The following is a 20,402-nucleotide window of genomic DNA, read 5'->3' as shown; positions in this document are numbered from 1 at the left end:
ACTCACCGTGATTCGTCACAGGCGAGCAGTCTCTCTGAGCTCGCGGCGTCTCGCTAGCCGATCCTGCAACGGGGCATCGCTTTGCTTGCGCCCGCGGTTGGTCACACTTACGCTGCCCGCATGTGGTGGTGGATCGGAACCGGCTTGGTCTTGGCGGTGCTCCTCGTGCTGTGGTTCGTCATGCATCGCTACACGAACTTTGGCTCTCGAGCGGCGAACTTCGAGGGGACTGACCCCGAAGTCGCGGAGGCCCTTCGGCAGGCCGAGGCTGACATCGCGCGGGGGCGCATGTACTTCTGACGCTCTCAAGGGCCAGCGAGCCCACGGCGGTGCGGTAGCCGATCGGCTACCGGGCACCGAGACCAGCGCTCCTGTGTCCGTCGACGACGCCATCCACCTCGCAGTCGACCCTGTCTCGAAACCGACCTGAGTGAACGGCATCAGGTCCTCCGGAGCGTGGGGCGGCGAGTTCGGTTCACGACCGTCATCGGATCGACAGATCGATCGCGACGACGCCGAGTACGAAGGTCAGGACGATGACCACGAGGCCGATCGCCGGCGTCAGCACCCGTCGCCGCACCGTGGGAGCACCGGACGCCCCGATGACCCAGGTCGTGATCGCGACGACGAGTGCGAGGAGCGGCACGAGGATCTGTGCGGTCTCCCCGACGGCGTACGAACACTGCAACGTCACGTCGGAAGCGCAGGGCGTGTACTGCTCCAGTTGCGCGGCGAGCATCCCCGGCAGCGAGCCGATCGCCGCGAACACCTCGAGGAACACGAGGAAACAGAACGCGAGTCCGAGCAGCCACCAACCAGGTGGACGGCGCTGGACTTCGTCGATGGATGACCGCTTCATGTGAGGCTGACCGTACCGCAGGGGTGACACGGAGCACGGACTCGTAGGGTCGAGTCGTACCGATCGCACACCCGGGTGGGTCCGTGCCCCACAGCGGACCTGACGACGGGAACAGATCGTCCCTGTTGCCGGTTGCACCACACGGTGTCGCAGCCAGTGACACGAGAGCCCAGGAGGCCACCATGACCACCACCGAGACCGCCATCCTCGCCGGCGGATGCTTCTGGGGAGCGCAGCAGCTCCTCCGTCGTCGTCCCGGCATCGTCAGCACCCGCGTCGGCTACTCCGGCGGCGAGGTGCCGAACGCGACGTACCGCAACCACGGCGACCACGCCGAGTCGGTCGAGATCGTCTTCGACCCGTCCCAGATCTCGTACCGGGACCTGCTGGAGTTCTTCTTCCAGATCCACGACCCGTCGACGAAGGACCGCCAGGGCAACGACATCGGTCGCAGCTACCGTTCGGCGATCTTCTTCACCTCGGACGAGCAGAAGCAGGTCGCGCTCGACACCATCGCGGACGTCGACGCGTCGGGCATCTGGCCCGGCAAGGTCGTCACCGAGGTCACCGCGGCCGGCCCGTTCTGGGAGGCCGAGGACGAGCACCAGGACTACCTCGAGAAGAACCCGCACGGCTACACCTGCCACTTCGTGCGTCCGGGCTGGAAGCTCCCGCACCGCGACGAGGCGACCGCGGCCGTCTGACCTGACGACCGCTGCGGATCAGCGCGATCCGCCGAGCAGTTCCAACCAGTCCCCGGGAAGGCGATCCGCCGGCCCGGGGACTGCCTGCGTCACGGGGTGGCTGGTGGGTGCTGCGAGCTCGAGCCCCTCGGAGCGGGTGTCGTCGCGGTAGTCCCACGCCCAGGTCTCGCCGGGCTCGTAGCTCTGGATGACCGCGTGCCCGGTCTCCTCCCAGTGCCGCGTCGCGTGCGTGTTGAGCGAGTCGTCGCAGCAGCCGACGTGGCCGCACGCCGCGCAGCGGCGCAGGTGCACCCACCACGAACCGGTCGCGTCGCACTCGACGCACCCGTCTCCGCTCGGTGCGATCTCGGGGTGGATCATCTCGGCCTGGTCCGTCATGGCCCCATCATGCCTGTGAAGGGCCACATGCGGTCGGGAGGCACGGGGCGGGCCCGCACCGCGCCTCCAGGCCGTCATCGGGTCGCGTCCAGGGCGAGGCGTGGGGCGGTCGTGCGGGTGGCCGGGCCAGGATGGCCCTGGGGCCGACAGCCGATCGGCTCGCAGAGGGAGGACACCGTGGACACAGCGCCGTACTCGCAGCCGTTGCGGGAGTACATCGAACAGCTGCGGACCGAGGGGTACAGCGTCGCGGACGGTCAGACGGCCGACCCGGAGCTGATCGACCCGCACGGCAACCCGGTGCTCACCTGGCAGGACGACTACCCGTACTCGGAGCGCCTGCCGCGGGACGAGTACGAGTACCAGAAGTACCTGCTGCAGATCGAGCTGCTGAAGTGCCAGTACTGGCTCGAGGACACCGGCCAGAAGGTCGTGGTGCTCTTCGAGGGGCGTGACGCCGCCGGCAAGGGCGGCACGATCAAGCGGTTCACGGAGCACCTCAACCCCCGGACGTCGCGGGTCGTCGCGCTGAGCAAGCCGACCGAGCGCGAGCGCGGTGAGTGGTACTTCCAGCGGTACGTGCAGCACCTGCCGGCCGCCGGTGAGATGGTCCTGTTCGACCGCTCCTGGTACAACCGTGCCGGCGTCGAACGGGTGATGGGCTTCTGCAGCGACGACGAGTACGAGTCGTTCATGACCCAGGTGCCGCAGTTCGAGCGGATGCTCGTCGACTCTGGCATCCACCTGACGAAGTTCTGGTTCTCGGTGACCCGGCGCGAGCAGCGGACCCGGTTCGCGATGCGCCAGCTCGACCCGGTGCGGCGGTGGAAGCTGTCCGACATCGACCTGCTGTCGCTCGACCGGTGGGAGGACTACACCGAGGCGAAGACAGCGATGTTCACCCGGACGAGCAAGCGCTACGCGCCGTGGACGATCGTGCGGTCGAACGACAAGAAGCGCGCGCGGCTCAACGCGATGCGGTACTTCCTGACGCAGTTCGACTACCCGGACAAGGCCGCCGACGTCATCGGCAAGCCCGACCCGCTCATCGTCCGCCGCGGCAAGCGGGACGTCGACGTCGAGTGATCCCGCGCCGCTGATCCGCCCGCCGACTCGGAACGTTTACACGCCGAGGCCTGCCGTCACGCACTCGAAACAGACGGGCAACGGCGACGACACAGGGCCGCAAGACACTTGTCGCACTACCTGTCACCCGACAGGTACTCCGCGAAAGGTCTGCAGTCATGCGTTCTCCGCAAGCACCGCTCCACGCACCGCGCGCCACGTCCGACGTCGACACCCAGGGGCTCGCCCGCCTCGGCTACGAGCAGGAACTCCACCGCGGAGTCGGCTCGTTCTCCTCCTTCGCGGCGGGCTTCTCCTTCGTCTCGATCCTCACCACGGTCTTCCAGCTGTTCGGACTCGGCTTCGGGCTGGGCGGTGCTGCGTTCTTCTGGGCGTGGCCGCTCGTCTTCGGTGGCCAGCTGCTCGTCGCGCTGAACTTCGCGCAGCTCGCGGCCCGCTGGCCGATCTCCGGCGCGATCTTCCAGTGGTCGAGCCGCCTGGCCGGAGCCCGCTTCGGGTGGTTCACCGGCTGGACGATGATCATCGGCCAGATCCTCACCGTCGCGGTGGCGGCCATCGCCGTGCAGGCCGTGCTCCCCGCGATCTGGGACGGGTTCCAGATCGTCGGCGGTCCGGGCGCGGACCCGTCCGTCGCGTCGCCGACCGGTGCCGCGAACGCGGTGGTCCTCGGGCTGGTGATGCTCGCCGTGACGACGATCGTGAACATCACGAGCGTCCGGCTGATGGCCCGCGTGACGAGCTTCGGCGTGCTCATCGAGATCATCGGCGTGGTCGTGCTCATCGGCGCCCTGTTCCTGCTGCCGCACCGCAGCGCGTCCGTGGTGTTCACAACCGCCGGGTCGACGAGCACCGAGCCGTACGTGTGGGCGTTCCTGGCGTCCTCGCTGATGGCCGCGTACGTGATGGTCGGCTTCGACTCGGCCGGTGAGCTCGCGGAGGAGACCCACAACCCGCGTCGGACCACCCCGAAGACGATCGTCCGGGCGCTCACGGTCTCGGGCCTCGGCGGTGGACTGCTCATCATCGGCGCCCTCGTCGCGGCCCCGAGCCTGACCGACGGCAAGCTCGCCACGCAGGGTCTCGCCTGGGTGATCACCTCGACCCTGGGCGACGTCCTCGGTCGGCTCCTGCTCTGCACCGTCGCCGTCGCGGTCTTCGCCTGCACCCTCGCCGTGCAGACCGCCGGCGCCCGGATGGTCTACTCGATGGCGCGCGAGAAGGCGCTGCCCTTCCACCGCACCCTCGCCCGGGTCTCGCCCCGCACCGGCACCCCGATCGCGGCATCGATCGTCGTCGGGGTCGGCGCCGGGCTGGCCCTCGCCGTCAACATCGGGCAGTCCGCGATCTTCACCGCCCTGTCCAGCCTGTGCATCGCGATGCTCTACCTGGCCTACCTCGGGGTCACCGGGCCGCTGTTGGTCCAGCGGATCAAGCTCCGTCGCACGGGGCTGCCGACCGGGGTGGACGAGGACGGCAAGCCGCTGTTCAGCCTCGGTCGCTGGGGCATCCCGCTCAACGCGCTGGCCGTGGCGTTCCAGATCGGCATGGCGATCAACCTCATCTGGCCCCGGCCGGAGATCTACGACCTGACCGGCACCTCGTGGTGGCTGCAGTACAGCGCCCTGCTGTTCATCGGCGGCGTGCTGCTCGTCGGCTGGGCGTGGTCGAGCTGGCGGCACCGCACGCACGGGCCGATCACCCTGGCCGAGGTGCCCACCACCGCGGCGGTGCCCGTCCCCGCAGCCGCGACTGCGGCGAGCCCGACCGCCGCCTCCGTCGAAGCCTGATCCGGAAGGAACCCCATGCGCGACCTCCACCAGACCGACAGCGTGCTCGCCTCCCGGTCCGACGCACGCGCCCAGGCCGGCTCGCAGTCCGAGTACATGCCGTACCTGCCGGCGTCGTCGTCACCGTTCGCCCCCGAGGGCGTCGACCCCGCGCAGCTCGTCTGGGCCGAGACGGTGGCGCCGGGCGGGTACACGCACAAGGTGCTGGCCCGCGGGTCACGGCTGCGGTTCGACGACCCGACGGGGCAGGCCTGCGCCAACGTCCTGGTGTTCAACGCGCTCGAACCGTGGGAACGGCTCAACGTCGCCGACACCCAGAAGATCCCGTGGCAGGCGTACCTGGGCCAGGGTTCGCCCCTGCTGAGCGGGGACGGCCGGGCACTCGCGACCGTGCTCGAGGACACCTCGGGGCACCACGACGCCTTCTGCGGCACCTCGACCGACGCCTGGAACGAGCGGAAGTACGGCGACGCGGCACCCGAGGGGCGCACCCCGAGCGGTCGGTCGCTGTTCGCGAAGGCCGCCGCGAAGCACGGGCTCACGAAGCGGGACCTGCCGCCGAGCATCTCGTTCTTCCAGGGCGTGCGGATCGACGCCGAGGGGGCGATGACCTTCACCGGTTCGGCGGGCGCGGGCACCCACGTCACGCTCGTCGCCGAGCTGCCGCTGCTCGTGCTGGTCGCGAACGTCGCGCACCCGATCGACCCCCGCCCGGACTACCTCGTCGGACCACTGCGGGTGCACGCCTGGCGCGGGGCCCCGACGACCGCGGCCGACGAGCGGTTCACCGCGACGCCGGAGCTCACCCGCGCCTACCTGAACTCGATCGACCACGCGGAAGCCCGAGGCCTGTGATGACCGACACGACGACCCACACCCCCACCTCCACCGTCCCGGTCGGAGCCGTCCACGACCCGGACGTCGCCCTCGACTGGAGCGAGTCCCTGGTGCCGGGCACCGTGGTCCGCGACGACCGGGTCGCCCCGCTGGCGCCGTGGTCCGCCGTGGTCCGCGCAGGCGAGGTGCTCACCATCGTCGACGTCGGCGGCAACCAGAGCGCCGACTGCCTGCTCTACGACGCCCACGACCCCGACGAGCGGTACAGCGTGCCGGACACCCTCGCCGCACAGGGCAACGCGTACGTCAGGACCGGCACCGTCCTGATGTCGAACGAGGGCCGCCCGCTGATGACCGTCGTCGCGAACGAGATCGACCGGCAGGACACCATCGGCGGCGCGTGCTCGAAGGAGTCGAACACCCTGCGGTACGGGCACCACACCCAGTACCAGCACGGCTGCCGCGAGAACTTCCTGGCCGAGGCAGGCCGCCACGGACTCGGTGCCCGCGACATCGTGTCGAACCTCAACTGGTTCATGAACGTGCCGGTCGAGGCCGACGGAGCCCTCGGGATCGTCGACGGCATGAGCGCCCCCGGCAAGCGGGTCGCGATCCGGGCCGAGCGGGACGTGCTCGTCGTCGTCTCGAACTGCCCGCAGATGAACAACCCCTGCAACGACTTCTCCTGCACACCGCTGCGCATGATCGTGGTCCAGCCGTGACCGCCGCGCCCGACCCCACCGGGACCGCCACCGTGAACCAGACCCCCGCCCTCAGCACCGACACCGTCCTCGTCGCGAACCGCGGTGAGATCGCCCGTCGCATCATCCGGTCCGCCAAGGCGCTCGGCATGCGCACCGTCGCCGTCTACTCGGACGCCGACCGCGCGGCACCCCACGTGCGCGAGGCCGACACCGCCGTCCGGCTCGGCCCCGCACCCGCCCGCGACTCGTACCTGCGCATCGACGCGGTGGTGCAGGCTGCGAAGGACACCGGCGCCGGGCTCGTGCACCCCGGCTACGGGTTCCTGTCCGAGAACACCGACTTCGCCCGGGCCTGCGAAGACGCCGGCATCCGGTTCGTCGGGCCGACCGCCGACCAGACCGTCCGGTTCGGCGCGAAGCACACCGCCCGCGAGCTGGCCGCCGCAGCAGGGGTCCCGATGCTCGCCGGCACCGGACTGCTCGCCAGCGTCGACGACGCCGTGGCCGAGGCCGAGCGCATCGGGCTGCCCGTCATGCTCAAGGCCACCGGGGGTGGCGGCGGGATCGGCATGCAGGCGTGCTCCACCCTCGACGAGGTCCGCGAGGCCTACACGAGCGTCGTCCGCCTGGCGACCGCGAACTTCGGGTCGGCCGGCATCTTCCTCGAGCGGCTCGTGCGGCCGGCCCGGCACGTCGAGGTCCAGCTCTTCGGCGACGGCGAAGGCCGTGTCGCGGTGATCGGCGACCGCGACTGCTCCCTGCAGCGCCGCAACCAGAAGGTCATCGAGGAGGCCCCGGCACCGGCACTCCCCGAGCACGTCCGCGCCGAGCTGCACGCGTCCGCCCGCCGCCTGGCCGAGAGCGTCGGGTACCGCAGCGCCGGCACCGTCGAGTTCGTCTACGACCCGGTGCGCGAGGAGGCGTCGTTCCTCGAGGTGAACACCCGCCTGCAGGTCGAGCACCCGGTCACCGAGGAAGTGTTCGGCGTCGACCTCGTCGAGCTCATGCTCCGCCTGGCCCGCGACGGTGCCGCCGGCATCGAGCCCGACGTGTTCGACCGCACCTGGACCCCGAACGGCCACGCCGTCGAGGCCCGCGTCTACGCCGAGGACCCGGCGAAGGGCTCGCTGCCCTCCAGCGGCCTCGTCACCCAGGCCGTGTTCCCGAGCGCGACCACGGCATCCGGCGAGCGCACCGGCATCCGCGTCGACGGCTGGGTCGAGACCGGCTCCGAGGTGTCCGCGTTCTACGACCCGATGCTCGCCAAGGTGATCGCCACCGGGGAGACCCGCGACGACGCGCTCGACCTGCTGCGCGACGGGCTCGCGGCCACCCGCATCGACGGCATCGTCACGAACGCCGGGCTCCTCCGCGCGCTGACCGACGACCTCGAGCTCCGCACCGCCACGCACTCCACCTCGACGCTCGACGCGACCGAGGACCCGGACCCGCGCATCGACGTCGTCGCGCCTGGCACGATGACGATGATCCAGGACCTGCCCGGCCGGGTCGGGTACTGGCAGGTGGGCGTCCCGCCGAGCGGCCCGTTCGACGCGGCGTCCTTCGCCGAGGCGAACCGCGCCGTGGGCAACCCGGACGGCGCCCCCGCGCTCGAGGTCACCGCCACCGGCCCGACGCTCCGCTTCTCGGCCGCCGCGGTGGTGGCGCTCACGGGTGCGCCGGCACCGGTCACCCTCGACGGCGAACCCGTGGCGCTGTGGGAGCCGGTCGAGGTCGGCGCCGGCCAGACCCTGGCGATCGGCACGGTGCCCGGTCCGGGCCTCCGCACCTACCTGGCGGTCCGCGGCGGCTTCGACGTGCCGACCTACCTCGGATCGACCGCGACCTTCACGCTCGGTGGCTTCGGCGGCCACGCCGGTCGAGCCCTGCTCGCCGGCGACGTCCTGCGCCCGGGCTCCCCGGACTCGGACGCCCCGCACCCGGCGTTCCCATCCGGCACCCGTCTGGGCCTGGTGGGCGGTCCGACCCCGGCCGACCGCCGCACCGCGCTCACCGACGCGTGGGAGATCGCCGTCACCGAGGGGCCGCACGCCGCACCGGACTTCTTCACCCGCGCCGACCTCGACGTCTTCTACGCCACCGACTACGCCGTGCACCACAACTCGGCGCGCACGGGCATCCGGCTCATCGGGCCGCGGCCGGAGTGGGCGCGGACCGACGGCGGCGAGGCCGGCCTGCACCCGTCGAACATCCACGACACCCCGTACGCGGTCGGTGCGATCGACTTCACCGGGGACACCCCGATCATCCTGGGGCCGGACGGGCCGTCGCTCGGCGGTTTCGTCTGCCCCGCCGTGGTCGCCAGCGGCGACCTGTGGAAGCTGGGCCAGCTCCGACCGGGTGACACGGTCCGGTTCGTCCCCGTCCGCGAAGCCGACGCCGCCTCGCTCGACGCACGCCGGGCCTCCAGGACGGTGCCGCGCACCGGGGGTGACGGCGACGACGGCGTGATCGCCCGCCTGGACGCGACCGACGTGCGGCCGAGCGTCGCGTACCGACGCGACGGCGACGACAACGTGCTCGTCGAGTACGGCGACATGACGCTCGACATCGCGCTGCGGATGCGCGTGCACGCGCTCATGACGAAGCTGCAGGAGCACACGCCGAAGGGGATCCTCGACATCACGCCGGGCATCCGCTCGCTGCAGGTGCACACCGACGCGTCCGTGCTCAAGGCGCGCGACGTGGCGGGGCTGCTCCGCGAGCTCGAGGACGAGATCCCGCCGACCGACCAGCTCGTCGTGCCGTCGCGCACCGTGAAGCTGCCGCTGTCGTGGGACGACCCGGCCACCCGGCTGGCGATCGAGCGGTACATGAACGGCGTGCGGAACGACGCCCCGTGGACGCCGTGGAACATCGAGTTCATCCGCCGCATCAACGGGCTCGAGAGCGTCGACGACGTCTTCCGTACCGTGTTCGACGCGAGCTACCTGGTGCTCGGCCTGGGCGACGTGTACCTCGGCGCCCCGGTCGCGACCCCGCTCGACCCCCGGCACCGCCTGGTCACGACGAAGTACAACCCGGCCCGCACCTGGACTGCCGAGAACTCCGTCGGCATCGGCGGCGCGTACCTGTGCATCTACGGCATGGAGGGTCCCGGCGGCTACCAGTTCGTCGGCCGCACGGTGCAGATCTGGAACCGGTTCCGCCGGGGCGGGCTGTTCCAGGAGAACCCGTGGGCACTGCGGTTCTTCGACCGGATCGAGTGGTACCCGGTCGGTGCCGACGAGCTGCTCGAGCTGCGCGCCGAGACGGACGCCGGACGTGGCTCGTTCGAGACCGTCGAGGGCGAGTTCTCGATCGCGTCGTACAACCGGTTCCTGGCCGACAACGCCGGGTCCATCGCGGACTTCCGGGCGCAGCAGGCACAGGCGTTCGGCGAGGAGAAGGAGCGGTGGCGGGCATCGGGCGAGTTCGACGTCCGTGACGAACCGGCCGCCGTGGTGGCCGACGCCGTGACGGTGCCGGAGGGGTCGACCGCCGTGTACGCCCCCTTCACCTCGACCGTGTGGCAGGTGGACGTCCGCCCGGGTGACCGTGTGGACGAGGGACAGAAGCTGCTGGCCGTGGAGGCGATGAAGATGGAGTCGATGGTGCACGCACCGGTGCCGGGCCACGTGCTCGAGGTGTACATCAAGCCGGGCGACCAGGTCGCGCCGGGGCAGGTCCTCGCGGCGATCGGAGCGGCAGCGTGAGCGGGATCGGCGCGGCGAGCGCCGGCCCGACCGCCGCCACTGCGGCCGCCACGACGTCCGCCGCGGCCCGCGTCCGTGACGCCTTCGCCCGCATCGACGCCGTCGACCGGCCCGAGGTCTGGATCACGCTGCGCGACCGTGCCGACGTGCTGGCGGAGGCCGAAGCCGTCGACCCGTCCCTGCCCCTGGCCGGCCTGCTGTTCGCCGTGAAGGACAACATCGACGTCGCCGGCCTGCCCACCACCGCAGCCGCCCGCTCCTACGCCCACGACCCCGCCGCCGACGCCACCGCCGTCGCCCGGCTCCGCGCCGCCGGCGCCGTCGTCGTCGGCAAGACGAACCTCGACCAGTTCGCCACCGGCCTGGTCGGCACCCGCTCGCCGTTCGGTGCGGTCCGGAACGCCTGGGACCCGACGCGGATCTCCGGCGGCTCGTCGAGCGGCTCCGCCACGGCGGTCGCCCTGGGCATCGTCGACTTCGCGCTCGGCACCGACACCGCCGGGTCCGGCCGGGTGCCCGCCGCGCTCGGCAACCTGGTCGGGGTCAAGCCGACGAAGGGGCTCGTGCCGAACACCGGGGTCGTCCCCGCCTGCCGCTCGCAGGACTGCGTCACGGTGTTCGCCCGGTCACTCGACCTGGCGCGCACGGCGGCCGAGCTGATGGCCGGTCCGGACGGCGTCGACCCGCTCGCGCGGCCCGACCTCGCCCTCGCCGACCTGCCGGCCGTCCCCCGCATCGCGGTGCCGCTGCCGTCGCAACTCGAGGGGCTCGCACCCGGCTGGGCCGAGGCGTTCGCCGCGGCCGTCGACCGGTTCCGTGCGCTCGGACACCAGGTGGTCGAGGTCGACATCGCACCCCTGCTCGACGCCGCGTCGCTGCTCTACGACGGCGCCTTCGTCGCCGAGCGGTATGCAGCAGTCGGCGCCCACATCGAGGCCCACCGCGACGAGGTCGGTGCCGACCTCGACCCGTCGGTCGCCGCGATCGTCCTCGGTGGCGCACGGCCGACCGCCGCGGAGCTCTTCGCCGACCAGGAACGACTCGACGCGTTCGGGGCAGCGGGTCGCGCAGCACTCGAGGGCACGACCGCCCTGCTCACCCCGACGACGACGTGGCACCCGACGCTCGAGCAGGTCGCGGCCGACCCGATCGGCGCGAACAGCCGGATGGGTCGGTACACGAACTTCGCGAACCTGCTCGACATGGCCTCGCTCGCCGTGCCCGCCGGGTTCGTCGACGGCCTGCCGTTCGGCGTCATGCTCACCGGTCCGGCGTTCAGCGACCGACGCCTGGCGGCGCTGGCGTCCGCGTTCGCCGCCCCGACCGTCGACCTGCTGGTCGTCGGGGCGCACCTGCGCGGTCAGCCGCTGAACGGACAGCTGGTCGCGTCCGGCGGATCGTTCGTCCGGGAGGTCCGCACCGCGTCCGACTACCGGCTGTACGCCCTCGACACGGTGCCGCCCAAGCCCGGGTTGGTCCGCGTGGGTCCGGTCGCGCCCGGCGCCGCCGCGCCGGGCTCCGGCTCGGGCTCGGGCTCGGGCTCGGGCATCGTCGGGGAGGTCTGGCGCCTGCCAGCCGCCGGCTTCGGCACCTTCGTCGCGGCCCTGCCGGCACCGATGACGATCGGCACCGTGGCGCTTGACGACGGTACCGACGTCACCGGGTTCCTGGTCGAGCCGTTCGCGGTCCAGGGGGCCGAGGACATCACCCACCACGGCGGCTGGCGCGCGTACCGGGAGCAGTCGTGACGGACACCGGCTGTCAGGATGGGGGCATGTCCCCCGACGACCGGCCCGTGCGCCCCGGCCGACCGCGGGTCGTGCCGAACGCCGACTCCGCCCTGAGCCCGCGCGACCAGATCCTCGACGCCGCCGCCGCGCTGTTCGTCGAGAACGGCATCAGCGCGACCTCGACCCGGGCGATCGCCGAACGGGTCGGGATCCGGCAGGCCTCGCTGTACTACCACTTCGCCGGCAAGGACGACATGCTCGTCGAGCTGCTCACGACCTCGGTGCGCCCGAGCCTCGAGCTGGTCCGCGGCCTCGAGCAGCTCGTGCCGGAGTCGGCCTCGGCAGCCGGGGCCCTCGCCGCGCTGGTCGTCGCCGACGTGGACACCCTCGCCCGCACGCCGCACAACATCGGCACGCTGTACCTGCTGCCCGAGGTGCAGGGCGAGCGCTACGACGGGTTCCGGGCCGAGCGCGTCGAACTGCAGGAGGCCTACGGGCGCCTCGGCTCGCGCGCTGCCACCCCGGACGTCGCCGCCGGGGTCTCGCCGTCGCGCCTCGGTGCGGTGCTCATCCAGATCACCGAGACCGTCATCCAGCTCCGCCGGTCCGGCCCCGTGCAGGACGCCGACCGCGACGCCCTCGTCGCGACCTGCCTGCGCGCATGCGGCCTCGACACCGCCGCCGTGGCCGAGGCCCGGCGCGACGCCGAGTCCCTGCTGGCCGCCGTCGCGGTCTGACCCTCCCTCTCCCCTCTGCAAGGAGTCACCATGACCACGATCACCCCCGCCGCACACCGTCCGCTCGCCGACGCCCTGCTCCCCCGCACCGCCGTCGTCAGCACCGCCCTGGTCCTCGGCGGCGCGCTGCTGACCGCCGGTGCCGCGCAGGTGTCCGTGCCGATCTGGCCCGTCCCGATCACCGGGCAGACCCTGGCCGTGCTGCTCGTCGGCAGTGCCCTCGGTGCCCGTCGCGGTGCCCTGTCGATGCTCGTCTACGCACTGCTCGGCGTCGTCGGGCTGCCGGTCTTCGCGGACGGTTCGGCCGGGGTCGGCGTGCTCGTCGGCCCCTCTGGCGGGTACATCGTCGGCTTCGTCGCCGCCGCGGCCCTGGTCGGTTGGGTCGCCGAACGCTTCGGCGACCGCCCGCTGCGGAACGCGCTGCTGTCCTTCGCCCTCGGCACCGTCGTCACCTTCGTCGCCGGGATGGCCTGGCTCGCGGTGGCACTCGGCCTCGACCTGCAGCAGACCCTGCAGTACGGGCTCTACCCGTTCGTCCTCGGTGGCGTGGTGAAGACCCTGATCGGCGCCGGCGTGATCTCCCTCGGGTGGACCGCAGCCCTGCGCTCGGCCACCCGCCGGTGAGCGCACCGTCAGGACTCCGCCCCCGGCCGTAGGGGTTCCGTCAGGAGGCCTTCCGCGCTGCTCGAGCGCGCGAGAGCGTGTGGTCGTGACACTGACTGCGATCATGCCGACGCTCCGCGCGTCGCTCCCCGATCCGATGGACCCGTTCCTCTGGCCGGCCCGCACCACAGCGACCACCGACGACCTGCTGGTCTCGGCGATCTCGATGGTCCGGCTCGCCGACCTCACCGGCACCCCGACGGTGCACACCGCCGAACAGTCCCCGCCCCGGTACCGCCCGCGCGGCTGGGCACCCCGTGACGTCAGCGTCGCCGTGGCGTCGGTCACCCGCGTGCGGCGACCGCGCACCGGGGTGGTGCTGCTGGAACTGGACGCGGTCCTGCCGACCTGCGCCGTGCTCGACCAGGTGCGCCTGATCGGACGCCGGAGCACCGCTCCCCTCTCCCCGATGTACGTCGTCACCCGCTGTGACGGTCAGGCCGACGGTCCGTTCCACCGCCTCCCGGCTCCGTTGCCGGCTGACGTCCGCGAAGGCGACCTGGTCTGCTTCCCGTGCCTGGCGACCGTCCGGCACCGCGACGTCGTCGAGCCGGTCCGCGCGGAACTCGAGCCGGTCCGGGCGGAACTCGCGCCGGTGCGCACCGAACTCGCGCCGGTGGGTCGATGACCGTCGCGCTGCCGGTCCGCACCCGGCTGCTCGACGGCACCCACCTGTGGGGCCGGTACACGATCCGCCCCGTCGGGCGGACGCTGTGGAGCTCGCGGACCCTCGTCGTGTTCCCGCCCGGCACGACCACCGGCGAGCGCCTGCTGCTGCGTGCCTGGCACGTCTGGCCGGCCGTCGGGGCGGTCGTCGCCCTCGCCGCCCTGGTGCTCGCCGTCTCGGTCCCCGCCGTCGGCACGACCACCGCGCTGCTCCTCTACGGCGGCGGCTTCGCGGTCCTCGCCCGCGCCACCCGCTCGCTGCGACCACGGGTGCGGTCCGTCACCGTGACGACGTTCCTGGGCGACGGCCGCCGCGAGGTCCACGGCGACGAGCGTCTGCTCACCGGCTCCCTGGACGCGCTGTCGATCCTGGAGCAGGCGCTCCGGGCCGACCGCATCCGCCCCGTCGACTTCGAGCTGATCTGGGCGGACGTGTGGAACGCCCTGGAATCCCCGGACCCGGACCACCGCGTGCAGCGGTCAACCTGAAGCCCGTTCCCGCGCCGCGCGTTTGTATGGGTTCGGGAAGGAGCACGCGATGAAGCACATCCACTACGACGCCACCACGATCCTGGTCGGTGACGACGTCGCCGACGCCGTGATCGAGTACGCCGCGGCCCTCGCAGGCGGGGACCGAGCGGACACCGTCGACGTGCCCGCCGTCGCCGACGACGGGACGATGACCACCACGAAGATCCTCATCGGGCCCTCGAGCGAGATCGTCATCGAGGACGCGGAAGAGGACGAACTCGAGTTGGACGACCGGGAGTTCGTCGGGCGGCTGCGCGCCGCCGCGAAGACCTTCGGGCACAGCGAGCCGATCCACGCGAACACGCGGTCGGACCTGGCGGACGCGGCGGAGGCTGCCGAAGAGTCCTGACGGCTGGGCGTCGCGCTGCAGCGTCGAAACGGAGAGGGTCTCCTGTACTGTGGTGATTCCGGAGAGCCTCTCCGGTATTCAACGCCACAGCCTGGAGGCCCGCCATGCCCGAGCAGACCGCTCCCGCCGGGCGCGCCCCGCGTGCCGACGCGCTGCGGAACCGGGACCACATCCTGCGGGTCGCCGAGCGCGCGTTCACCGAGCACGGCGTGACCGGCTCGCTCGACGCGATCGCCAAGCGGGCCGGCGTCGGTGCCGGCACCCTGTACCGGCACTTCCCCACGCGCGAGGCCCTGCTCGCCGAGCTCCTCGCCGCGCGCGACGAGCACCTGGTGGCGCGTCGCGAAGCGCTGCGCGACGGCTCCGTGGACACCGGCGACGCCCTGCACGGCTGGCTCGACGCGGTCACCGAGTGGGCGGGCACGTTCGACGGACTGCCCGAACCGCTCCGTGCCGCCGCCTCGTCCGACTCGTCACCGCTCGCCCTGACGTGCCAGGGGTTCATCACCACGACGGACGAGTTCCTCCGCGCCGCGCAGCGTTCCGGTCGTGCGCGCGCCGACGTCCGCGCGCGGGACCTGTTCCTCGCCGCCCTGGCGACCAGCTGGGTCCGGGGCGCCGCGATGGCCGACGACTCGTCGTCCGCCGCGCTCTCCGCCCTGTCGCGGCGCGGCTGGGAAGCCCCGGTCCTCCCTTGACGTCCACCTCCTTGAAAGGGCACCACATGAACCGCATCGGCATCATCGGCAGCGGAGCCATCGGCACCGCGATCGCACGCCAGGCCGTCGCCGCCGACCTCGACGTCCTCATCGCGAACTCGCGCGGCCCCGAGTCGCTGCAGGACCTCGTCGCCGAGCTCGGCCCGCGGGCCCAGGCCGGCACCGTGCGACAGGCCGTCGAGTTCGGTGACGTGCCCGTCCTCGCGATCCCGCTCACCGCCTACCCGGCACTCGCACCCGACCTCGACGCCTTCGCCGGGCGGATCGTGCTGTCGACGGGCAACTACTACCCCGGTCGCGACGGCCGGATCGAGCAGCTCGACACCCTCGCGACGACCACGGCGGAGTACGAGCAGACGCTCCTGCCCGGCACGCGGATCGTCAAGGCCTTCAACAACATCGTCGCGCACCACATCCCGAACCTCGCCGGCTCCACGCCCCGCACCGCACTGCCGATCGCGGGCGACGACGAGCAGGCCAAGGCCGTGGTCGCCGAGCTCGTGCAGCTGCTCGGGTTCGACACCGTGGACGCCGGGACCCTTGCCGAGTCGTGGCGCTTCGAGCCGGAGTCCGGGGCGTACACGGGGATCTACGCGGCGAGTGCCGAGGGGTTCGCGGCGGACTACCTGGCGGATCAGGGAGCACCGCTGCCGGCGGAGCGGCTGCGGGACGTCCTGGCGGTGTCGCACCGGGCGGATGTGGCGAACCGGCAGTTCTGAGTCGTCACCCCTGCGCATGACCGCGTGCAGCGGCCTCGCGCACAGGGGGTGTACGCGAGGCCGTCCGCCTGCCTGATCCGATCAGGCGGTCTTGACACGCCCCCGGAGGAAGAGCGCGACGGCGACGGCGACGGCGATGCAGATCCCGCCGTTCACCCAGATCGCGGTCGTGACGCCGGTCAGCACGGCCTCGGCCTGCGGCGCGGTGCTCGCGAGGGCCACCGCCGTGAAGACGGCACTCATGATCGGTGTGCCCATCGTGATGCCGACCTGCTGACTCATGGTCGTGAGCCCCGTCGCCATGCCCTGCTCGCCTTCCGGGAGCCCGGACGTCGCGGTGACCATGAACCCGACGATGACGACGAGGTTCGCGACCCCTCCGACGAACGTGGCCGCGAGGACCAGCCAGATCGACGATGCGTCGTCGGAGATCAGCACGAGCGTGAGCGTCGCGATCCCCTGGACGACGAAGCCCCCGACGATGGCCGCCTTGTTCCCGAACCGGCCGATGACCCGCGGACCGACGAGACCACCGAGGACCGTCCCGATGCCGAGCACGGCGAAGGACAGCCCCGCTGCCAGTGGCGTGTACCCGAGCACCTTCTGCAGGTACAGCGTCAGCAGGAAGACCAACGAGGTCTCGGTGACGAACGCGAGCATCCCGGCGATGTTGCCCCAGGACACGCTGGAGCGCCGGAGGACACCGAGCGGCACCAAGGGGAACGACGCACGCCGTTCGATGAACGCGAAGGCGATGAGCAGCACCACTGCGGCAGCGAACGACACGATGACGACCGGGTCGATCCAGGACGTCTCAGCAGCGGTGGTCAGCCCGAACACCAGGGCGAGCAGGCCGAGCGTGACCGTGATGGCGCCCGGGACGTCGAGTCGCGTCCGCTGGGCGGCTCGACTGTCCTGCAGCACCATCGGTGCCACGACGAGCACCGCGACCGCGACCGGGACGTTGATCAGGAAGGCCCACCGCCAGGACAGCAGGTCGGTGAGCAGCCCGCCGAGGATCGCGCCGGTGGTGAACCCGGCGGCCATCAGCGAGCCGTTCAACCCGAGCGCCTTGTCCCGGGCGGCACCTTCGGGGAAGGCGCTGAGCAGGAGTGCGAGGGCAGCGGGAACGACGATCGCGGTGGCGAAGCCCTGTGCGACTCGGGCGACGAGCAGGAGTTCCGGAGTCGTCGCGAGCCCGCCCGCCAACGAGCCCGCACCGAGCAGCACCATCCCGATCAGGAACATGCGGCGACGACCTGCGATGTCGGCCACTCGACCCATCAGGAGGGTGAAGCCGGCGGCGCACAGTGCGAACGCCGTCGCGATCCACTGCAGGTTCTCGATCGCGAACCCCACGTCGGCCCCGATGGTCGGCAGTGCGACGTTGAGGATCGAGAAGTCGACGGCGAGTGTGAAGCTCGCGGTGAGGAGCACGGTCAGTGCGACCCGTTGCTTTGTCGTCATCGCCCTGCCGTCGCCCGTCGTCGACGTGGTCGACGTGACGTCCGTTGCGTGTTCAGTGGTCACGGTGGCCTCTCTTCGTGCCCGGTGGATCAGGTTCGCCAGGGTTCTGACGTGTTCCAACCATCGCCACCACCCGGTCCACCAGCCACACCCCGCCGTGCCTGTCACTGACAGTGACAGGACAGATCGGTCTATCCGGCAGCAGAATGAGCAGATGAACGGTCCGAACGAACTGGGGAACTTCCTTCGCGTCCGTCGCGCCGCCCTGCAGCCCGAAGACGTCGGGCTGCAGGGCTACGGTGTGCGCCGGGTTCCGGGACTCCGCCGCGAAGAGCTCGCCATGCTCGCCGGTGTCAGCCCGACCTACTACTCGAGGCTCGAGCAGGGTCTGAGCACGAACGCGTCAGAGGCGGTGATCGCTTCGATCGCCCGTGCACTCAACCTGAATGCCGACGAGCGTGCACACCTCTTCAACCTCGCGCGTCCCGAGCACTCGACGCCGAAACGGCGATCTGCCGCGAAGCCGGACCACGCCCGGCCGGGCACCGTCCGGCTGGTCACCTCGCTGGCATCGACGCCGGCGGTCATCATCGGCAAACGCAGTGAAGTACTCGGCTGGAACGCCCTCGGGCACCGCCTGGTCGCCGGGCACCTCGACTTCGAGAGCCCCGAGCGGATGGGTGAGCGGCCGAACATGACGCGCATGCTCTTCCTCGATGCCCACACCCGCGAGCTGTACACGCGGTGGCAGGAAGAAGCTGTCCGGGCGGTGTCGTCCCTCCGGGTCCTCGGCGGGAAGAGCCCCGAAGACACGCAGCTGACCGCGCTCGTCGGCGAATTGACCGTGAAGAGCCCGGAGTTCGGCGCGCTGTGGGCGAAGCACCCCGTGGAGAACTGCGTGTCCGGCCTGAAGTCGTTCCGCCATCCGGAGGTCGGCGACTTCGACCTCAACTTCGAAGTGCTCACACCGCCGGACGACTCCGGCCACCGCGTCCTGATGTACACGCCGGACGCCGGATCAGCTGCAGCCGGTGCGCTCGAGCTGCTCGGACGCGGAGTGGAGGAACGGGTCACGAACCCTTCGGAACCTTCTTCTGCAAGATCAACACCGCGCGGTGTGTTCATCGAATCGCTAACGTGAGCGAACCGATCGCAACTCTTTGGGGGGAACCTTGCGACGACGAAACCATCAGCTCCTCACTGCAGCGGCGGGCGTGATCTGCATCGCAGTGGTCACCGGGGTGTCCGCATGTGCCACGCCTGGGGCTGCCTCCGGACCGGAGCCCGATGCGCTGAGCGCAGTGCGAGCGGAGACCATCCTCGACGCGAGTGCCGATCAGGCATGGCAGCTGGTCGCGTCCCACCATCCGGGGCTCGAGCGGCCGGCGGTCGACCGCGTCCGGACCGTCTCACACGCCGACTGGGCCCCGACGCAGGAACGGTGCATGAGCGCCGCGGGGTTCCCGCAGGCGAAGGCGATGCCCGACGCGAGCCTCGTCTCCGGACAGGTGCCGGCGGAACAGTCCAAGCCGTTCGCGGTCGCCGAGTACACGTGCGGTGTCGAGTACCCCATGGCCGCGAAGTACCGGACCGCCTTCAACGAGTCACAGCTGGGATGGCTCTACCGCTACTCCACGGGCGAGCTCACGAAGTGTCTGCAGGACCACGGCATCTCGGTGGAGCGTGGCCCGAGCGAGCAGGAGTTCGTCGACAGCGACGGGGCGTGGTCGCCGTACCGGTCGGTCGATCTGCCGCAGTCCCGGTACTACGAGCTCGTCACCGCCTGCCCGGAGATCCCGGACTCGATCTACGGCTGAGCGGCTCGGAGGAAGGCCCCCGAGACGCCGCTCGTCCGAGCTGCCCGCCGAGAGAACCGAGGAGCGCGACGACGAAGCCGACGATCTGCAGCGGCGACAGCGCCTGGCCGAGGACGACCCACCCGAGCACCGCAGCGGTCAACGGACTGAGGACGCCCAGCAACGCGATCCGGGCTGACGGCAGCGCCCGTGCGCCTCGGAACCAGACGCTGTAGGCCAGGGCCCCACCGACCAGCGTGAGCCAGGCGTACCCCGCGTACCCGGCGGCGGTCGGCTGCCACGGCCCGCTGTCGACGATCGGGATGAGCGGGGCGATCACCACGCCCCCGACGATGAGTTGCCATGCGGTCGAGGTCAGGGGGTGCGTGCCCTCCGGGGTGCCCCACCGACGAGTGAGCAGGAGCCCCAACGCCATGGAGACCGTGCCGAGTGCCGCCGCCCCGAGCCCGAGCACGTCGAACACGGCACCTCCGCTGAGGGAGACGAGTGCGACGCCCACCAGGGCCACGACTCCCCACACCACGTGGGTGATCGCGGGCCGCCCCCACCGCAGCGCCAGGGTCAGGGCCACGACGACGAGCGGCTGGAGCGCACCGACGATGGCCGCCAGTCCACCCGGCAACCGGTCGGCCGCGACGAAGAGCAGCGGGAAGAAGCACCCGATGTTGAGCATGCCGAGCACGAACGTCCGGAGGCGCCAGCCCCGCGGTGGGACTCCCGGCCGGAGCGCGAGCAGCAGCAGGCCTGCGGGGAGCGCACGCAGGACACTCGCCGTCATCGGGTGATCGGCGGGCAGGAGCTCGGTGGTGACCACGTAGGTCGACCCCCACACGATCGGCGCCAATGCCGCGCTGAGCGTGAGGCCGGCCGCCGCCGACGTGGACAGCGAGCGATCGGTCATCGGAGCCTCGTTTCCTTCATGCTGAACTTCTC

21 protein-coding genes are annotated in these 20,402 nt (G+C 71.5%); 17 read left to right on the top strand and 4 right to left on the bottom strand.

The window, feature by feature from the left end; all coding sequences use genetic code 11:
* The first annotated feature begins 120 nt into the window (after window positions 1–120).
* Window positions 121–300 (top strand): hypothetical protein, encoded by a 180-nt coding sequence (locus DEJ19_RS01625; RefSeq protein ID WP_111233196.1) that lies wholly within the window; start codon window positions 121–123, stop codon window positions 298–300.
* 184 nt (window positions 301–484) lie between these two features.
* Here DEJ19_RS01625 and DEJ19_RS01620 read toward each other — a convergent pair whose 3' ends face one another.
* Window positions 485–859 carry a hypothetical protein gene (locus DEJ19_RS01620; RefSeq protein ID WP_111233197.1) on the bottom strand — a complete coding sequence of 125 codons (375 nt, stop codon included), beginning with the start codon at window positions 857–859 and terminating at the stop codon, window positions 485–487.
* Window positions 860–1,041: 182 nt separating this feature from the next.
* Between DEJ19_RS01620 and msrA the strand changes: the two genes are divergently transcribed.
* Window positions 1,042–1,563, top strand: a complete 522-nt coding sequence (gene msrA / locus DEJ19_RS01615) for a peptide-methionine (S)-S-oxide reductase MsrA (protein ID WP_110863542.1) — start codon at window positions 1,042–1,044, stop codon at window positions 1,561–1,563.
* 18 nt (window positions 1,564–1,581) lie between these two features.
* Here msrA and DEJ19_RS01610 read toward each other — a convergent pair whose 3' ends face one another.
* The gene (locus DEJ19_RS01610) at window positions 1,582–1,941 is read right to left on the bottom strand and encodes a UBP-type zinc finger domain-containing protein (protein WP_071404761.1); all 360 of its coding nucleotides are present in this window, start codon (window positions 1,939–1,941) and stop codon (window positions 1,582–1,584) included.
* Between the two features lie 177 nt (window positions 1,942–2,118).
* Between DEJ19_RS01610 and ppk2 the strand changes: the two genes are divergently transcribed.
* The 13 genes from ppk2 (at window position 2,119) to DEJ19_RS01545 (ending at window position 16,185) form a co-directional block, all read left to right on the top strand.
* Window positions 2,119–3,027 (top strand): polyphosphate kinase 2, encoded by a 909-nt coding sequence (ppk2, locus tag DEJ19_RS01605; protein ID WP_027467245.1) that lies wholly within the window; start codon window positions 2,119–2,121, stop codon window positions 3,025–3,027.
* Between the two features lie 158 nt (window positions 3,028–3,185).
* Entirely contained in the window at window positions 3,186–4,814 is a 1,629-nt protein-coding gene (locus DEJ19_RS01600; protein WP_111233198.1) for an APC family permease, read from the top strand.
* Window positions 4,815–4,829: 15 nt separating this feature from the next.
* A complete protein-coding gene (locus DEJ19_RS01595) occupies window positions 4,830–5,669 on the top strand; it encodes an urea amidolyase associated protein UAAP1 (protein ID WP_111032603.1) in 840 nt (279 codons plus the stop codon).
* Entirely contained in the window at window positions 5,669–6,373 is a 705-nt protein-coding gene (locus DEJ19_RS01590) for an urea amidolyase associated protein UAAP2 (RefSeq protein WP_111032602.1), read from the top strand. The genes DEJ19_RS01595 and DEJ19_RS01590 overlap by 1 nt, the downstream gene beginning before the upstream one ends.
* Complete coding sequence (uca, locus tag DEJ19_RS01585; RefSeq protein WP_502869784.1) at window positions 6,370–10,071, top strand: urea carboxylase; 3,702 nt, start codon at window positions 6,370–6,372, stop codon at window positions 10,069–10,071. Before DEJ19_RS01590 ends, uca begins: the two co-directional genes overlap by 4 nt.
* Entirely contained in the window at window positions 10,068–11,819 is a 1,752-nt protein-coding gene (gene atzF, locus DEJ19_RS01580; RefSeq protein ID WP_258377393.1) for an allophanate hydrolase, read from the top strand. The genes uca and atzF overlap by 4 nt, the downstream gene beginning before the upstream one ends.
* A gap of 26 nt (window positions 11,820–11,845) precedes the next feature.
* A complete protein-coding gene (locus tag DEJ19_RS01575; protein WP_111233199.1) occupies window positions 11,846–12,538 on the top strand; it encodes a TetR/AcrR family transcriptional regulator in 693 nt (230 codons plus the stop codon).
* Between the two features lie 30 nt (window positions 12,539–12,568).
* On the top strand, window positions 12,569–13,162 hold the full coding sequence (locus DEJ19_RS01570; protein ID WP_071245214.1) for a biotin transporter BioY: 594 nt from the start codon (window positions 12,569–12,571) through the stop codon (window positions 13,160–13,162).
* A gap of 85 nt (window positions 13,163–13,247) precedes the next feature.
* Window positions 13,248–13,829 (top strand): hypothetical protein, encoded by a 582-nt coding sequence (locus DEJ19_RS01565; protein WP_146250651.1) that lies wholly within the window; start codon window positions 13,248–13,250, stop codon window positions 13,827–13,829.
* A complete protein-coding gene (locus DEJ19_RS01560; protein ID WP_111233201.1) occupies window positions 13,826–14,356 on the top strand; it encodes a DUF6611 family protein in 531 nt (176 codons plus the stop codon). The genes DEJ19_RS01565 and DEJ19_RS01560 overlap by 4 nt, the downstream gene beginning before the upstream one ends.
* Window positions 14,357–14,405: 49 nt before the next feature.
* A complete protein-coding gene (locus DEJ19_RS01555; protein ID WP_110895178.1) occupies window positions 14,406–14,747 on the top strand; it encodes a hypothetical protein in 342 nt (113 codons plus the stop codon).
* Between the two features lie 104 nt (window positions 14,748–14,851).
* Window positions 14,852–15,445, top strand: coding sequence for a TetR/AcrR family transcriptional regulator (locus DEJ19_RS01550; protein ID WP_111233202.1), 594 nt, complete (start codon window positions 14,852–14,854; stop codon window positions 15,443–15,445).
* 26 nt (window positions 15,446–15,471) lie between these two features.
* Window positions 15,472–16,185: an NADPH-dependent F420 reductase gene (locus DEJ19_RS01545; protein WP_111233203.1), complete on the top strand. Its 714-nt coding sequence runs from the start codon at window positions 15,472–15,474 to the stop codon at window positions 16,183–16,185.
* An 81-nt stretch (window positions 16,186–16,266) separates the two neighbouring features.
* Here the strand turns inward: DEJ19_RS01545 and DEJ19_RS01540 are convergent, their stop codons facing one another.
* Window positions 16,267–17,652 (bottom strand): MFS transporter, encoded by a 1,386-nt coding sequence (locus DEJ19_RS01540; RefSeq protein WP_111233232.1) that lies wholly within the window; start codon window positions 17,650–17,652, stop codon window positions 16,267–16,269.
* Between the two features lie 214 nt (window positions 17,653–17,866).
* On the opposite strand from DEJ19_RS01540, the gene DEJ19_RS01535 reads away from it, so the two are divergent.
* Window positions 17,867–18,793, top strand: coding sequence for a helix-turn-helix domain-containing protein (locus DEJ19_RS01535; protein WP_258377394.1), 927 nt, complete (start codon window positions 17,867–17,869; stop codon window positions 18,791–18,793).
* A gap of 304 nt (window positions 18,794–19,097) precedes the next feature.
* Window positions 19,098–19,469 (top strand): hypothetical protein, encoded by a 372-nt coding sequence (locus tag DEJ19_RS01530; RefSeq protein ID WP_146250652.1) that lies wholly within the window; start codon window positions 19,098–19,100, stop codon window positions 19,467–19,469.
* Here the strand turns inward: DEJ19_RS01530 and DEJ19_RS01525 are convergent.
* Complete coding sequence (locus DEJ19_RS01525) at window positions 19,429–20,370, bottom strand: EamA family transporter (RefSeq protein ID WP_111233205.1); 942 nt, start codon at window positions 20,368–20,370, stop codon at window positions 19,429–19,431. The genes DEJ19_RS01530 and DEJ19_RS01525 overlap by 41 nt on opposite strands.
* Window positions 20,371–20,402 lie beyond the last annotated feature (32 nt).

Origin of the sequence: Curtobacterium sp. MCSS17_016 (genome assembly GCF_003234255.2) — a bacterium.
GTDB lineage: Bacteria > Actinomycetota > Actinomycetes > Actinomycetales > Microbacteriaceae > Curtobacterium > Curtobacterium flaccumfaciens.
The sequence above is the reverse complement of the archived record's forward strand: the minus strand, read 5'-3'. Positions and strand labels throughout refer to the sequence as shown.